Annotated in this window: 16 protein-coding genes; 12 read left to right on the forward strand and 4 right to left on the reverse strand. The window is 66.6% G+C overall.

Going from position 1 to position 15,947, the window contains the following annotated elements:
- Positions 1-14: 14 nt before the first annotated feature.
- Positions 15-734, reverse strand: a complete 720-nt coding sequence (locus NM962_15655; GenBank protein ID UVO11402.1) for a creatininase family protein — start codon at positions 732-734, stop codon at positions 15-17.
- Positions 731-1,933 (reverse strand): hypothetical protein, encoded by a 1,203-nt coding sequence (locus NM962_15660; GenBank protein UVO11403.1) that lies wholly within the window; start codon positions 1,931-1,933, stop codon positions 731-733. Before NM962_15660 ends, NM962_15655 begins: the two co-directional genes overlap by 4 nt.
- A 164-nt stretch (positions 1,934-2,097) precedes the next feature.
- On the opposite strand from NM962_15660, the gene NM962_15665 reads away from it, so the two are divergent.
- The 4 genes from NM962_15665 (at position 2,098) to NM962_15680 (ending at position 5,739) form a co-directional block, all read left to right on the forward strand.
- Positions 2,098-2,433: a hypothetical protein gene (locus NM962_15665; protein UVO11404.1), complete on the forward strand. Its 336-nt coding sequence runs from the start codon at positions 2,098-2,100 to the stop codon at positions 2,431-2,433.
- Positions 2,434-2,534: 101 nt separating this feature from the next.
- On the forward strand, positions 2,535-3,935 hold the full coding sequence (locus NM962_15670; GenBank protein ID UVO11405.1) for an FtsK/SpoIIIE domain-containing protein: 1,401 nt from the start codon (positions 2,535-2,537) through the stop codon (positions 3,933-3,935).
- An 80-nt stretch (positions 3,936-4,015) separates the two neighbouring features.
- Complete coding sequence (locus NM962_15675; protein UVO14761.1) at positions 4,016-5,566, forward strand: plasmid replication initiator protein; 1,551 nt, start codon at positions 4,016-4,018, stop codon at positions 5,564-5,566.
- Positions 5,566-5,739 carry a hypothetical protein gene (locus NM962_15680; GenBank protein UVO11406.1) on the forward strand — a complete coding sequence of 58 codons (174 nt, stop codon included), beginning with the start codon at positions 5,566-5,568 and terminating at the stop codon, positions 5,737-5,739. Before NM962_15675 ends, NM962_15680 begins: the two co-directional genes overlap by 1 nt.
- A gap of 217 nt (positions 5,740-5,956) precedes the next feature.
- Here the strand turns inward: NM962_15680 and NM962_15685 are convergent, their stop codons facing one another.
- Entirely contained in the window at positions 5,957-7,396 is a 1,440-nt protein-coding gene (locus NM962_15685; protein UVO11407.1) for a recombinase family protein, read from the reverse strand.
- A gap of 9 nt (positions 7,397-7,405) precedes the next feature.
- Positions 7,406-8,581 carry an HNH endonuclease gene (locus NM962_15690; GenBank protein ID UVO11408.1) on the reverse strand — a complete coding sequence of 392 codons (1,176 nt, stop codon included), beginning with the start codon at positions 8,579-8,581 and terminating at the stop codon, positions 7,406-7,408.
- Between the two features lie 58 nt (positions 8,582-8,639).
- Here NM962_15690 and NM962_15695 point away from each other — a divergent pair, with 58 nt between their 5' ends.
- From NM962_15695 to NM962_15730, 8 genes are read left to right on the forward strand one after another with little or no spacing between them, the layout of a single operon-like run.
- Positions 8,640-9,068: a VOC family protein gene (locus NM962_15695; protein ID UVO11409.1), complete on the forward strand. Its 429-nt coding sequence runs from the start codon at positions 8,640-8,642 to the stop codon at positions 9,066-9,068.
- A gap of 45 nt (positions 9,069-9,113) precedes the next feature.
- Positions 9,114-9,563, forward strand: coding sequence for a hypothetical protein (locus tag NM962_15700; GenBank protein UVO11410.1), 450 nt, complete (start codon positions 9,114-9,116; stop codon positions 9,561-9,563).
- A 10-nt stretch (positions 9,564-9,573) separates the two neighbouring features.
- Positions 9,574-11,106: an acyl--CoA ligase gene (locus NM962_15705; protein UVO11411.1), complete on the forward strand. Its 1,533-nt coding sequence runs from the start codon at positions 9,574-9,576 to the stop codon at positions 11,104-11,106.
- Between the two features lie 36 nt (positions 11,107-11,142).
- On the forward strand, positions 11,143-12,390 hold the full coding sequence (gene rmuC, locus NM962_15710) for a DNA recombination protein RmuC (GenBank protein ID UVO11412.1): 1,248 nt from the start codon (positions 11,143-11,145) through the stop codon (positions 12,388-12,390).
- A 9-nt stretch (positions 12,391-12,399) separates the two neighbouring features.
- A complete protein-coding gene (locus tag NM962_15715) occupies positions 12,400-13,056 on the forward strand; it encodes a TetR/AcrR family transcriptional regulator (protein UVO11413.1) in 657 nt (218 codons plus the stop codon).
- Between the two features lie 50 nt (positions 13,057-13,106).
- Positions 13,107-13,928, forward strand: a complete 822-nt coding sequence (locus NM962_15720) for an SDR family oxidoreductase (GenBank protein ID UVO11414.1) — start codon at positions 13,107-13,109, stop codon at positions 13,926-13,928.
- A 13-nt stretch (positions 13,929-13,941) separates the two neighbouring features.
- Complete coding sequence (locus NM962_15725) at positions 13,942-15,162, forward strand: acyl-CoA dehydrogenase family protein (protein UVO11415.1); 1,221 nt, start codon at positions 13,942-13,944, stop codon at positions 15,160-15,162.
- Positions 15,159-15,944, forward strand: coding sequence for an SDR family oxidoreductase (locus tag NM962_15730; GenBank protein UVO11416.1), 786 nt, complete (start codon positions 15,159-15,161; stop codon positions 15,942-15,944). The genes NM962_15725 and NM962_15730 overlap by 4 nt, the downstream gene beginning before the upstream one ends.
- The last annotated feature ends 3 nt before the right edge of the window (positions 15,945-15,947 follow it).

The raw sequence follows: 15,947 nt of genomic DNA on the forward strand, positions 1-15,947 counted from the left end.
GCTGTCGCTTGTGCTCAACGTGTGGTGAGGAGTTCGATCAGGGTGTCGGCGTTGCGGCCGAGGTGGTCGAGGGCACTGCTGCCCTTGGCGGCGGTGGCCTGGGATGGTGAGCCGATGACGCCGGTGGGTGCGTAGGCGTGGATGCCGAGGCTGGTGAGGTAGCGGCGGTCGTTGGCGGTGTGGTCGCTGGTCTGCCAGCCGTCGCGCAGGTAGTCGGGTGCGGTGGCGAGCAGGATGGAGGTTTCCAGTTCGCCGGCGTGCATGTCGTCGTGGTTGCTGCTGTGGATTCCTGCGGCGGCGCGGGCTTCGGTCCAGTCTTCGCGGCTGGGGTAGAGCCCAACCTTGACGGGGTTCTTGGGGTGGTTGGCTTGTTGGACGACGTTGGTGAGTACCGCGTTGCCGCCGTGGCCGTTGACGACGATCAGCCCGGCGATGTTCTGGCGTGCCAGCGATTCGATGATGTCAGCGACGATCGCGGCCAAGGTGGTGGCGCTGATGCTGATGGTGCCGGGGTAGGCGGCGTGTTCGTGGGAGCAGCTGAACGCGACCGGTGGTAGCTGAAATACGTTGTGGTGCTGACTGATTACGGATGCGATGGCAGTGGCGATGAGGGTGTCGGTGCCCAGCGGAAGGTAGGGGCCGTGTTGTTCGAATGAGCCGACCGGCAGCACCGCGACCGTGTGGGTGGCCGCAGGGTCGGTGGTGGTGGTGTCGGGGATGATTCGACGGCTCACGGGGTGACTCCTTGGGTGGCGTTTTTGATGCGGCCGGCAAGCTGTTGCAGGATCGGGTCTTTGTTTCGCCGTCGACGGTCTCGCACGATTGTGCCTGCCCTGGCCAGATGAATCCTGGCTCGCTGCGAGGGCGCGGCCAGGTAGCCCGGGATCGCTGTGGCGGTCAGTGCCAGTGCTTGCTGGTATTCGCCGGTGGCGATGTAGGCGTGCAGGAGTCGCATATCGGCCACGGTCTGATCGCGGTGCTGCTGTGATGTCCAGGCGTGATGGTGCCCGGCGAGCAGGGTTAGGGCTTTATCCGGGTCACCGATGCGCAGGTAGCCCGAGGCGATCTCGCTGGCGACGTAGGCGCCGTGGGCATAGATCGCATGATCATGCGGGTGGGGTTGCAGGTCACCGAGTTCGAGGGCTGCGGCGGCGTGGCGATGAAATCCCCGCTCATTGTGATTGGCCAGCTCGGCAAGGGCCTGTTGGCGGGCGATGCTGGCGGCCAGGCGACCCACGTCGTGGCCGTCGATGAGGTCGGCGGCATCGGTGGCCAAGGCGGTGGCCAGGTCGGGGTTGGTGCGGGTGAGAATGTTGGATTGGCGCATCAAGATCATGGCGTTGAATGCCGGGCCGGCCGTACGTAGGTGCAGGGCTGCGGTGTGGGTGAGCTTCTCCGCGGCGGCGTGATCTCCGAGGTCTTGGGCGATCCACCCGGCAACTTCGGCGATAGCCCCAGCGGCGCGCCGCATCTCTGCCTTGACCTGCGAGGGTGCGTGGGCAATCAGGGATTCGATGGTGACCAGATCGGATTCCACCAGGGGGCGGGCGTGTTGGGGGCCGAAGGTGTGCTCAGCTTGGATGTGGGCATGTTGCTGGGCCTCGATGACGGCGAGTACGTCACGGTCGACGGGTAGTTGTATCAGCAGCGGGTGCGGCAGCTCGGTGGCGATCGGCACGCTGAACATTTCGTCGGGTTCGACGCCGAACACCGCGGCCAGGTCTTCACGCCACAGCGGGCCGAGCATTCCGGTCCGCTCGATCTGGGCGATTTTTTGCCGCAGGGATTCCCGCGCGGGCAGGTCGGGATCGCCGCGTAGCTTGCGCACGTTTTCGACCTCGATCGCCAACTCACGCAAGCTGTAGCCGTAGCGTTTGCGGGCTTGGCTGAGCCGCTGCGCATTGAGTGCCCGGATCGGGTCGACTGCGGCCATGGCTTCGATCATGCCGCATACATCAGCGCAGGTCAGCTACGTGTGCGCGTGTGCGGTCATCACCAGTATCACTGCCTGTCACTTCCGGGCGCATCCGGGATGGCGCTGTCCTTGAGTCGCGGCCGAACAGACCGCGCCAACACCGCAAGGAAGGACAGCAATCCATGAAGTTACGTATCGACACCACCGGGGTGACGTTCCTCTGTACTCGGATTCCCGAGCAGCGCACGAATTTCGACACCGGTGCACCGCGCGTGGACAAGGCCACCGGGCAGGCGTTGTGGCAGGTGCAGCTGATCGCCCTGGACGCCACCGGCGGTGAAGTGCTGGCGGTCACCGTGGTCGGGGAACCGAAAGTCGTTGTCGGCCAGCCGGTGTCTGTGACGGGTCTGGTGGCGTTGCCGTGGTCGCAAGACGGCCGCTCGGGCATCGCGTACCGCGCCGAAGCCATCACCGCCACCGACCTCGCCACCGTCAAGACGGGCCAGCAGGCCCGGTAACCGCAGGCCGGCCCGGCAGCCCCGCGACAGCGTGCGCCTATGGGCTGCCGGGCCGACGCTCCCGCCCCTTGTTTCCCCGTCGTAAGTGAAGGCAGACCGTCATGTCGAATAGTCCAAACCGTAAGAACCACAACAACAATCCATCACCCGATGATGACTGGATCGGCGAGCTGATCGTCGGACTACTCAAAGCCGCCGGGTATCTGCTGTGGTGGGCAATCCTGTTTCCCTCCCTGAGCATTCCCACCGTCGTCGCCATCTGGGTCGGTTTCAGTCACGGCGCCCGAGCCGGCGTTTTGACCGCCGTTGTGGAGGCCGCGGCATACCTCGGCTGGTGGGTGTGCCAGCCGGCCTCATTCACCCGGTGGGTCAGCGCTCCGCTGCGGCAGCGTTTCTGGGCGTGGTGGCGTTATCACCGCAACTGGGAATCGGTCTGCGCCCTGCACGGCCTGACCGCCAAACTGGGTGAACGCACGTTGGTGCCTGCCCTGCAATCGGTGCGGATCGGCCATCACGCCGACGTGCTGATCGTCAAGGTGGTGACCGGCCAGTCGATTGCCGACTGGCAGAAACGCGCCCTCGCACTGGCGGCGACCTGGGACGCGGAGCGGTTGACGATCCGCGCCACCACGCCGGGCCAGCTGCGGATCATCATCGGCCGCGGGGATGTGCTCGGCCAGCCGATCGCGGTGCCCATGCCAACCCCGGGTTCGGCGGTCGATCTGGGCGCGGTGCGGGTCGGGGTCACCGAATCACGGCGCTGGTGGCACCTACCGGTATTGGGCCAGCACATCCTGGCCGCCGGTGCCACCGGAGCCGGCAAAGGCTCGGTGTTGTGGTCGCTGATCGCCGGGCTGGCACCCCACGTTAAAACGGGGCGGGTGCGGTTGTGGGTGATCGACCCCAAAGGCGGCATGGAACTCAGTGCCGGCGCGCCGCTGTTCGCCCGGTTCTGCTACCACACCGGTCAGCCCACCGTGGAACTGCTGCGCGAGCTGGTGAAGCTGATGCAGACCCGCGCCACCCGGCTGCGCGGGCACACCCGCCTGCACACCCCCGCCCTCGCTGAGCCGTTGATCGTGCTGATCATTGATGAGATCGCCGCGCTGACCACCTATGTCACCGACCGCAAACTCCGCGCCGAGACAGAACAACTCCTCGGCCTGCTGTTGTCCCAGGGGCGTGCGGTCGGGATATCGGTGGTAGCCGCGGTGCAAGACCCGGCCAAAGACACCCTGCCGGTACGGCAGTTGTTCACCGTGCGGATCGGGCTGCGGATGACCGAGGCTACCCAAACCGCCATGGTCTTGGGCCAAGGAGCCCGCGATGCCGGCGCCGAATGCGACCTGATCGCTGATACCACCCCCGGCATCGGGTACGTGATGATCGATGGCACCGCCGACCCGATACGGGTCCGGGCCTTTCACGTCACCGATCGCGATATCACCTTGTTGGCCCGCACCTTTCGGGCACCGCGTTCAGGCGAACAGGGAAATCGGTGAAGACCGTAACGACGCAGAGCCCGGTGATCGCGCTGCCGGGCCTGCCGGCCACCATCGATGCCGATGCGGTGGTCACCCAGATGTGCCGGCGCGCCTCCTCACCCGGTTTCGGGTCGTGGTGGCGGCGAGTGGAATCGGTCGGTTACTGCGCCCACCCGATCCAGCTGCTCGGTGCCGACACCGCCGGGCGTCAGCACACGGTGTGGACGCGCTGCAACAACCGCCGTCACGCGGTGTGCCCGTCATGCTCAGACCTCTACGCCCGCGACACCTGGCAACTCGTGCACGCCGGAGCCGCCGGCGGCCACCACGACATACCCGTCGAGGTCGCCAACCGTCCGCAAGTGTTCACCACCTTGACCGCCCCCAGCTACGGGGCCGTGCACAACGCCACCGGAACCCCGTGTCACGCCATACCCAACAGGTCGGCGGGCCGCTGCCGGCACGAAAACTGCCTGCGCTGCACCATAATCCACAGTGTCGATGACCCTCTGGTGGGCCAACCATTGTGCGCGGACTGCTACGACTATCTGGGACATATCTTGTTCACCTGGCATCTGCCCGAGCTGTGGCGGCGGTTCACCATCGCACTACGGCGCGCCGTGGCGACGCACCTGAAAACAGTTGGCGTCAAGCCCGGCTCGGTGCGGGTCAGCTTCGTCAAAGTCGTTGAATTGCAAGCCCGCGCCATACCCCACATCCATGCCCTGATCCGCCTCGACCCGCCACCCGCCACCAACGACACCACGAAATCAGGTGACCACGATCGTCACGGCCCCGCCGCCCCGCGGGGTGGTGGGGTGTCTCGTCCGGTAGCCGAGCAGCATCCCGGCTGGTCGTCACCGATCACCGCCGCCGAGCTGGCCGCCTTGATCCAACACGCTGCCAGTCGCGTCAGTATCGACGTGCCCGCCGGCGACGACGATTACCCCAACCCGGGCGGGGTGCGCACGGTGCGGTTCGGCACCCAAATTGATACCCAACCATTGACACCCGAACCAATAACCGCAAGCGATTCCGAAGTCGACGACACCGCAGTCGCTTCGGCCTCGCGGTTGTCGCCGCGCAGGGTTGCGGCATATCTGGCGAAATACGTCACCAAATCCCTGCACGACTTCGGCATCACCGCGCGCCGGCTGTCCGCAGAAGCGATCGGCGAACTCGACGTTACTGAACATGTGCGGGCCATCCTGTCCACCATCGCCGGACTCGCCGAACACCCAGCGTCCGCGGGTCCGTCGTTGGCGGGGATTGGGCGCTGGCTGCACACCCTGGGCTACCGCGGCCACATCACTACCAAATCGCGGCGCTATTCGACCACCATGGGTGCCCTGCGCGCCGCCCGCGCCACCTGGACCCGTAACCAGATAGCCAAACATTCAGGGCGACAGGACGATACGCAATCCGCCCATTTCGCTGACGACGTGACGGCGAGCACAGGCAGGCAGCAGCAACCGATCGACACCGATGAGATGCTGTGGGAGTTCGACCGCGCCGGACACGCCAGCGCCGGTGACCGCGTCCTGGTCATCTCCGCAGCCCTGCGCCACATCAGCGCCCGCATCACCGGTATCACCGAATCCCGGACTGTCTCCACCCGCATCTCGCCGCCACCACGCGGGGCAGGGTGATGGCCACGACGCCCGCGGGCGGCGCCGCCAACAACCACGATGCCGGCGCGGTCCCGCTGCACGAGCGCCCGGAGTTCATAGCCTGGCTGACCGCCTCATGTGAACGCCAAGCCCTATCCGTCACCGTCACCGACCCCACCACCCTGGCTGCCATCGCAACCCTCCTGCGCTGAGCACGCAAAGGCACCGTACCGTCACCGGCCAACCGGATAGACGACGAAAGTTATTTCAACACAACCCTTCCCGGCGATAAGAGCATTCCTGGTGTCTGGGCTGGTGGGCCGTCCAGGCTCGAAGCTGGCTTCGACCGCGTGCGGCTTTGGCCTTGACGGCCCACCAGCCCAGACACACACTCGGCACTCGCCAGGGAGCATCCGCGACGCCGAAAACCTAGATGCGCCAATGGGGTTGCACGCGGTTAATGTCGAGACTGCGGGAACCGGGGGTGCCCGGTGCGATCACCGCGTGATCCAGGATCGATTTGACGATGCTCCGCTGGCGTTCCACGTCGAGGTCGGGCCATTGGCCGCGCAACGCCCCGCCGGTGCCCGCCAACTCATAAACCTCACTGGTATCGGTGGCCTCAGCGATGTCACGCCTGGCCTGCTGGATGCGGCTGGTGATCGGGTCGCGGGCCGCGATCCACTCCCGCGCGCTGATCGCGCCGTCGGCATACAACCCGGCCAGCTCATCGAGGCGCGTTTGATCGGCCTCCACGGCCGCCGCCAACGCCGCCACATCATGATTAGGGCTGGCTTTGCCGGCCAACACCTTCGCCAGATCCCGAGAATCCAGGCGGGTCAACACCGCATCAGTCAACAAAGCCTCAACCGGTTCGGCGACCACCGTCAGCCGACCACAGCCGCCATGATCGGGTCCTTTCAGACAAACATAGCGGCGCACCCGATGATCGGGATTACTGTGCCGGGCTTGCGAATACAGCCGATTACCGCAACGCCCACACCGCAGCATCCCTGACAACACATATGTGCGCGCCGCCCGCGTCTTGGTCACCGACCGCGCCGCGATACGCGCCAAGATCCGGTCCCGCTCCGCCGGCGTAATGATCGCCGGCCATTTCGCAGGCCCGATCACCTCACCACGATGCTCCCGCAGCCCGGCGATACGGCCCGAGCACAGGATCTGGCGCACCGCCGAGGTCTGCCACGACTTGGCCACCGCCGGGGAAACGCCGGAGTCGTTGAGCCACACCGTCAACGACAACAACGACTGGCCCGCCAAGTAGCGGTCCACCATCTCACGCACCACCGCCGCCTCCGACGTCCGCAGCGTGATCTTGTCGTCCTCGTAGCCGAACGGGCGCACCGAGCCGTGCGGTAGTCCCTGTTCGGCGTTCTGCAACATCTTGCGGCGAATACGTGCGGACTTGCGCCCGGACTCCTTGGCGGCGAACGCGGCGAAAATCCGGGCCATGAACAACCCGTCATCGTTACCCAGGTCAATATCGGCGGTCACGGTAGCCACGTCTCGCACACCCACCGACTCACACAAAGCGACAAACTCTTCCAACTCCACCGGTCGGCGATGCAACCGGTCCAAGTTGTAGACGATCACCGCATCCCGCGCCCCTGATGCCAGATCGGCCAGCATCCGCGCATACTGCCGACGCGGCTTGCCCGAGAACGCCGACACATCGTTATCGACATACTCATCGCCAACCGGCCAACCGCGGTCAGCAGACAGCTTGCGGCAATCCTCCAACTGCCGCGCCACCCCCAACCCGGTGCCCTCCACATCAGCCGAGATACGCGCGTAAATCGCCGCCGACCGCACCCCAGCCCGCTGACCAGCGGATTTCATCTTCGCCATGGGGGTATATTACCAACATCTGACCTTGGCCGGGTGGGTGGCCCCATGCGGGTGGGCCACGGCATGGTCGATGTCGCAGTGGGTGGCGGGCTGGTCGCAGCCGGGGAATCGGCAGGTGAGGTCGCGGGCGCGAATGAAAGCGGCCAGCGCTCGTGAGGGACGGTAGTGCGGTTCGGCGGGCAGGTCGGCCGGGTCGTGCAGTGGTTTGACGGTGGCGCCGTTGTTGACGAGCTGGGTCAGCAGCGGTGCGGGCACCGTGCCGCCGCCGATGATCTGCCCGGAGCGCGCTGGGCGCGTTGGGGATGTCGGCGCCACGGGTTCTTCGCCGGCGCCGAATCGCGGATCGGCCGCGGTGTTCAGTGCGGTTTGGTCGGCCAGCACGTAGACGGTGACGTTGGTGGCGCGGGCGTCGGTGCCGGCGGCCGGGCAGTCGGAGTTGCCGCAGGCGCAGGCGAGGGTGTCGGCTCCGGCGGCCAGGGCGCCGAGGGCATCGGCGCGGCGTTGGGCCAGGGTGCGGGGATCGTCGTCGCAGACGGTGTGGGCTAATTGGGTCAGGCGCCGGTCGAGTGCGGTGGCATCGGTGGCGAAAAGTCGGCCCCACAGGGCGGTGGTGCCGTTTTCGCTGTTGCGGGTGTCGATGACGACTTCGCGGCCGCGGGCGTCGCGCTCCTGGCGTCGGATGGCTTCGGGGTCATGCCGCTCGATCAGGGCGTCGATGGCCGCGGCGGTCTTGGCCGCCGAGAGGGGTCCCAGGCCGGTGGCGATCTTGGCGAGCTCGGTGTCGACGGCGTTGAGCAGGTAGGGGTTGGTGATCAACGTGGTGCGCCAGACGATCGTGGCGATCAGTCGGCTGTTGATCGCCCCGTCGAGAAACAGTGCGGCGACCTTGGGCAGTCGCTCACGCAGTGCCGAGGCCAGGTACATCTGAGAGGACGCCAGACCGTGGCTGATCTGCTCAGCGGCGGCGACCTCGGAGGCTGCGGCGTCCCAGTAGTCGCATGACCAGCGCGACCGGTTCACCGCGTCCGTTCCGCGGGTGCGCCGTGCCACTAGTTCGCCGATGACGGCCAGGCGGCGCGCCGAGGCGGCGGCCTCCACCCGGGCCCACCCCGAGATCGCCGCCACCAGGGCTTTGTCGTCGGCCTCGGCCAACGACTCCGGCTCCAGGACGTCATATTCGAACATACGTGCGATTCTAACGAGGGGGTCTGACACGACGCTCCGCCGCTCTAGGCTCGGCCGCATGGAGCAACAGGTGCACTTCGTCACGGTCGCGGCCACCGATCTGGACGCGACCAGGAGTTTCTACGGCGCCCTGGGCTGGGAGCCCCTACTGGATGTCGAGGGCGAGATCGTCTTCTATCAGACGGCGCCGGGCCAGGTGCTGGGGTTCTTTGACGCCGACAAGTTCAACGAAGACCTGGCGCTGCCCAGTGACCACTCCCGGGTCTCCGGGGTCACCACGGCGCACAACGTCGACAGCCCCGCCGCCGTGATCGCGCTGGCCGACGCCATGGCCGCCGTGGGTGGCGTCGTGATCAAGCCGCCGCAACCCGGCCAGTTCGGCGGCGTGTTCCACGCCCACGTCCAAGACCCCAACGGACTGATCTGGGAGATCGCCCACAACCCCGGCTGGCGGATCGCGCCCGATGGCACGGTAATTCTGGGCTGAGGTCGTAGGGTGGCCGGGACATAACGGGAAAGGAACAGCACCACGATGCCCTCTTTGCTGAGCATGGCGTTGGGCGCGGCACCGGTCTTCGGTGGAGCCCTGTTTGCCGCGGCCGCCGGGCAGCTGAAAGGCCCGGACGTACGCGCCCTGATCAAACAGGACCTCGATCTGCTCGACCGGCTTCCCGCGGAGCAGACGCAGCGGCGCGCGGATTTCCAGCGCACCATCGACGAGCGCATTGACGATTTGGTCGCTGCCTCCGACCGAACGAGAGCGCTGCGGGCCGCGGCGCTCTCCTATCAGGGCAATTGGCGCGACGTGGTCTTTTTCGTCTCCTCGGTGCTGTTCACCTACGTCTGGTGGCACATCAATCACGATCGTGGCAATTGGCTGCCGATGTTCATCGTGCTGATCCTCGCGTGCCTCGTCTCCGCGGCCTACGCGCTGCGCGGGACGCTGCGGATGGTGACGCACAAGTGGCGACGCCGGCGATAATAGGCTGCCCATGACTCACGTCGTCGAAATCACACGGCACCACAACCCTTTTCCGGCGACCGGGGTGACCCGCGACCACAACGGTGTCGCGCATTACGCGCAGCTGCCGGCAACACTTCTCGATGTGCTGGCCGAGCAGGCCGAGCAGCGCCCCGACGGTGAAGCCGTGGTGGAACTCGGCGGCGACCGCCTGACCTACCGGCAGTTGTGGCGGCGGGCCGCACGGGTGGCTGGCGGGCTGCGCGCCGACGGGCTGGCTCGCGGTGACCGGGTCGCGTTGCGCTACCCGGCGGGACTGGACTGGGTGCTGGCGTTCTGGGGCACGTTGATGGCCGGTGGAATACCGGTGGCCGTCAATACCCGTTCGGCCGCACCGGAAGTCGACTTCGTGCTCACCGATGCCGGCGTTCGGGTGGACCTGGCGCCCGGCACCGCACTGCCCGATGGCCAACCGTATGTGGTCGACGGGCTCGAAGCGGGCGACACCGCGGCGCTGTTCTACACCTCCGGTACCACCGGCAGCCCCAAGGGAGTGCCCACCACCCACGAGGCGTTTGTGACCAACGCCGAGAACATGATGCGCACCTTGGGCCGGACCCGGACATTGGGCGAGGAATATCGCACACTGATCTCGGTCCCGCTGTTTCATGTGACGGGCTGTAACTCCCAACTGCTGGTCGCCGCCTACACCGGCGGCACCGCGGTCATCATGCCGTCGCTGAATCTTCCCGAGTTGATCGCAACACTTCCTGCGCAACGGATCTCATCGATGGTGACGGTGCCGGCGATCTATTCGCTGCTGCTGAGGCATCCCGACTTCGCCAACGTCGACGTGAGTGGGGTGCGGTGGGTCGGCTACGGCGGGGCGCCGACGGCACCGGCGCTGGTGCGCTCACTACGCGAGGCGTTCGGTGCGGCAACGGTGTTCAACGGCTACGGCATGACCGAGACGGCTTCGCTGATGACGGTGTTGCCGGACTCCGACGCGGTGGCGCATGCGGACTCGGTCGGTTATGTCGTGCCGTCGGGCGATATCGGCGTCGTCCCGCTCGGCGATGATCCGGGTACCGGTGAACTGGTGGTGCGCGGTGCGAATGTGATGACGGGCTACTGGAACCGGCCCGAGGCGACCGCCGCCACCATCATCGACGGCTGGCTGCACACCGGTGATGTGGTGCGCGTCGACGACGCCGGCCGGGTCCACATCATCGATCGCCTCAAGGACATCATCAACCGCGGTGGCGAGAACGTCTCCAGCGTCGAGGTGGAAGCGGCCCTGCTGTCGGCTCCCGGTGTGGCCGACGCGTGCGTGCTCGCAGTGCCCGACGAGGTGATGGGGGAGAAGGTCGGCGCGGTGCTGATCGGCGACCAGCACGAGATTGATGTGGCCGCCGTACTGGAGTACTGCCGCGGCCAATTGGCGGACTTCAAGGTGCCGCAGTACATCACCGTGGTGAGCGAGGCGCTGCCACGCACCGCCAGCGGCAAGTTGCTCAAGGCCCAGCTGCGCGAGCAGGTGCGTTGGGGCTCGCCGCTGCGGTAGCCAGGACTTGTCGGTGGCGGGCGTTACCTTGCCGGCATGGACACAGCACTGCTGATCCTCCTCACCTCACTGGCGCTACTGGCGGTGATCCTCCAGGTGGTGGTGCTTGTGCGCCCTGCCGGCGGGGCGATCTCGCCTGCGCAGCTCTCCGCGCTGCGCGGTGACAGTGAACGCGTGGAGCGGACCCTGCGCGAAGAGCAGCATGCCGGGCGCGCCGAACTCGCCCAGGCCTTTCACCAGTGGCAGCTGACCCTGCACCGCTTCGGATCGACCTTGCAGGGAACGCAGGACAAACTGGGCGCCACGCTGGATCGGCAGCTCAGGAGCCTCCAGACCGAGAACACCGCGCAGCTGGAGAAGATGCGCGCCACGGTGGACGAGAAGCTGCAGGCCACATTGGAAACCCGGCTGGCGCAATCGTTCACGCAGATCTCGGAGCGCCTGGAGGCGGTGCAGCGGGGTCTGGGTGAGATGCAGACGCTGGCCACCGGGGTGGGTGATCTCAAGCGGGTGCTGACCAACGTCAAAACCCGTGGCATCTTCGGCGAGACGCAGTTGGCCGCCTTGCTGTCCGAGACGCTGACGCCCGAGCAGTACGCCACCAACGTCATCACCGTGCCGGGTTCGAACGCCCGGGTTGAATTCGCGATCCGATTGCCCGGCGCCACCGGCGCGCGCGAGGTGTTGTTGCCCGTCGACGCCAAGTTCCCGCGTGAGGACTTTGAGCGGCTGCTCGATGCGCAGGAACACGCCGACAGCGTGGGGGAGGCTGCCGCGCGCCAGGCGCTGATCCGGCGAATCGAAGCCGAGGCCTGCGATATCCACGACAAGTACCTCGATCCGCCGCACACCACCGACTTCGGGATCCTGTTCCTGGCCACCGAGAGTCTGTATGCCGAGGTGCTGCGCCAGCCGGGGCTGTTCGAGCAGATTCAGGCCAAGTACAACGTCACCCTGGCCGGCCCGACCACGCTGGCCGCGCTGCTCAACAGCCTGCGCATGGGCTTTCGCACCCTGGCGATCGAACAGCGCAGCAGCGAGGTCTGGCAGGTACTCGGTGCGGTCAAGACCGAGTTCGGAAAGTTCGCGGCGGTGCTGGAGAAGACCCGCAAGCAACTCGACACCGCCCGCAACACCATCGACACCGCTGGCGTCCGTACCCGCGCCATCGAACGCAAGCTGCGCGGGGTGGAGTCGCTGCCCGAATCGGAGGCCGAAGCCATGCTCGGCGAACTCGGCGCCGGTGCCGAAGAAGTCAGTGAAGTTGACATCGAATTCAGTTAGTCTGCTCGGATGGATGCCGTCCCGGCCGCCCCGGTCCGCCAGTTGCCGGCGACGGTGCGCGGGGCGCGGACCCGGGCGGGGCTGGTCGCCGCGGCGCGCAAGGTTTTCGAGCGCGACGGCTACCTCGACGCGAAGCTGACCGACATCACCAAGGCTGCCGGCTGTGCGACCGGGTCGTTCTACACCTACTTCGCGAACAAAGAGGAGATCTTCGCCGCGGTCCTCGAACAGGCCCAGCAGGACATGATGCATCCGGGCATGGGCCGGGTGAGCGATTCCGACGACCCGTATGCGGTGCTGGAAGCGAGCAATCGCGCCTACTTGGAGGCGTATCGGCGCAACGCCCAGTTGATGGGGCTGCTCGAACAGGTGGCCCAGATCGATCCGAAGTTCCGCGCCTTCCGCGCGCGGCGAGCTGATGCGTTCGTCCAACGCAATGCCGCCGGCATCGCCGATCTGCAGGCACGGGGCATCGCCGGCGCCGACGTCGATCCGCTCCTGGCGTCGCGGGCATTGTCGGGGATGGTCAGCAGACTCGCCTACGGCACCTTCGTCGGCGAGGAGGCCGAGCACAGCTCGGGCGCCGACTTCGAGGCCCTGGTCGCCACGGTCACCCGGCTATGGGCCAATGCTCTGCAATTTCGCACTGTCAACAATCGAACATGAGATCGGATTCAACTAATGCCACTGCGCACCGAAGAACGGGGACGTTGCTTATGAAGGTTGCCGAGCGGGTCGCGATCGTCACCGGTGGCGGTGGCGGCATCGGTGGAGCGCTGGCCGCGGCGCTGGTCGAGGCGGGAGCCAAAGTGGTGGTGGCCGACCTCGACGCGGACGCCGCGGCGGCGGTAGCCGAGGCGATCAACGCCGCGCATCCCGGCGCCGCGGTCGGTCGCGGCGGCGATGTCTCGGACACCGAGACCATCCGGGGACTGATCGCGTTGGCTCAGGAGCGCTACGGACCGGTCGACTTCTACTTCGCCAACGCCGGGATCACCGGCGCCCCCGGCTTGCCCAGCGAAGCCGACTGGGACCAGGCCATCGACGTCAATCTGCGCTCGCACATCCGTGCGGCGGAGCTGCTGATCCCCGACTGGGTGCGCCGCGGCGAAGGATATTTCGTCTCCACCGCATCCGCCGCCGGACTGCTCACCCAACTGGGCGCTGCCACCTACTCGGTGACCAAGCACGCGGCCGTCGGATTCGCCGAGTGGCTCAATATCACCTACGGCGATCAGGGTGTGCGGGTCAGCTGCTTGTGCCCGATGGGCGTCAACACGAAGTTGCTCTATGCCGGTGAACAATCCGGTGACCCGCTGGGTGATTTGGCCACCCGCGCGGTCACCTCCGCCGGTGAGGTGCTGGAACCCGCTGACGTCGCTGCGGAGGTGCTCGCCGCCATCGACGACGAACGTTTCCTGATCCTGCCGCACCCGGTGGTGCTGGAGATGTACCGGCACAAGGCAGGCGACTACGACCGCTGGTTGCGCGGCATGCGCCGCTATCAGCGCGGCCTGCTCGATTCTGAAGTGTCCTAGGTGAGGAGCCTGTATGTCCCTGTTTGAAATGTCCGAGCGCGCAACGAAATACCAGACCGACCTGCTGGCATTCATGGACGAATGCGTCTATCCGGCCGAGGCGGTCTACGAGACGCAGATGGCCGAAGCCGGCAACCCGCACTTTCAGCCCCCGATCCTGGAGGACCTGAAGGCCCAAGCGCGTGAGCGCGGGCTGTGGAACCTGTTCCACCCCCATCCGGAATGGGGTCCGGGCCTGACCAACCTCGAATACGCGCTGCTGGCCGAGATCATGGGCCGCAGCCCGCATCTGGCCCCGGAGGCGACCAACTGCAATGCGCCGGACACCGGCAACATGGAGGTGTTCACGCTGTTCGGCAGCGACGAACACAAGGAGAAATACCTCAAGCCGCTGCTGGAGGGCACCATCCGGTCGGCGTTCGCGATGACCGAGCCGCAGGTGGCCAGCTCTGACGCCACCAACGTGCAGTTGTCGATGGTGCGCGACGGTGACGGCTATCTGCTCAACGGCCGGAAGTGGTTCGCGTCCAACGCCTTGCACCAGAACTGCAAGGTGATGATCGTGATGGGCAAGACCGATCCCGACGCCGCCACCCACCGGCAGCAGTCGATGATGGTCGTTCCCATCGACGCCCCGGGCGTCACCATCATGCGCGGGCTGCCGGTCTTCGGTTACCAGGACCGTGAGGGCCACGCCGAGATCGACTTCAAGGACGTCCGGGTACCGGCCAAGGATGTGCTCAAGGGCGAGGGGGAGGGCTTCGCAATCGCCCAGGCCCGGCTTGGCCCGGGCCGCATCCACCACTGCATGCGCTGCATCGGAATGGCCGAGCGGGCACTGGAACTGATGTGCCGGCGAGCGAACTCCCGGATCGCCTTCGGCAAGCCGATCAGTGCGAACGCCAACATCCGTGACTGGATCGCCGAGGCGCGCATCGACATCGAGATGATCCGCCTGCTGACGCTCAAGACCGCGTACCTGATGGACACCGTCGGCAACAAGGCGGCGCAGGTCGAGATCGCGGCGATCAAGGTCGCAGCGCCCAACATCGCGCTCACGATCATCGACCGGGCCATCCAGGTGCACGGCGCCGGCGGCGTCACCGAGGACTTCCCGCTCGCCAGTTTCTGGGCCCACCTGCGCACGCTGCGGCTCGCCGACGGCCCCGACGAGGTGCACAAGCGCGCCATTGCCCGCCAGGAGCTGCGCAAGTATCTCGAGGACGCCCGATGACGACACCGGACTTCGCGGGGCGCACCGCGATCATCACCGGCGGCTCGCGGGGGATCGGATTGGCGATCGGGCAGCGGCTGGCCGAAGCGGGCGCCAATGTGGTCCTGACCTCACGGGACCAGGAGAGTGCCGACGCGGCGGCGGCCCAGGTCAACGGCAACGCGATGGGGGTGGCCGCCCACGTCGCCGACGATGACGCCGCTCAGCGCTGCGTTGACGCCACGCTGGAGCGCTTCGGCAGCATTGACATCCTGGTCAACAACGCCGGCACCAATCCGGCGTTCGGACCGTTGATCGACCAGGATCACGCCCGGTTCGCCAAGATCTTCGACGTCAACCTGTGGGGGCCGCTGCTGTGGACGTCCTGCGCGGTGAAGGCCGGGCTGGGGGAACGAGGTGGGCACGGCGGGGTGGTGGTCAACACGGCTTCGATCGGCGGCATGAGTTTCGCGCCACTGATGGGCATGTATAACGCCACCAAGGCCGCGCTGATCCATGTCACGAAACAGCTTGCGCTGGAACTGTCCCCGGGAATTCGGGTCAACGCGATCTGTCCGGGCGTGGTGCGCACCAAGCTGGCCGAGGTGCTGTGGAAGGAACACGAGCAGGGATTGTCGACCGGCATACCGCTGGGCCGGATCGGCGAGCCGGTCGACGTGGCCGACGCGGTGTTGTTCCTGGCGTCTGACGCGGCGAGCTGGATCACCGGGCAGACCCTGGTCATGGACGGCGGCCAGATCCTTGGTGACGCAACCGGATTCCGGGGAGGTCTCGGTGGCTGAGGA

This window comes from Mycobacterium sp. SVM_VP21 (assembly GCA_024758765.1).
In the GTDB taxonomy this organism is placed as follows: Bacteria; Actinomycetota; Actinomycetes; order Mycobacteriales; family Mycobacteriaceae; genus Mycobacterium; species Mycobacterium heraklionense_C.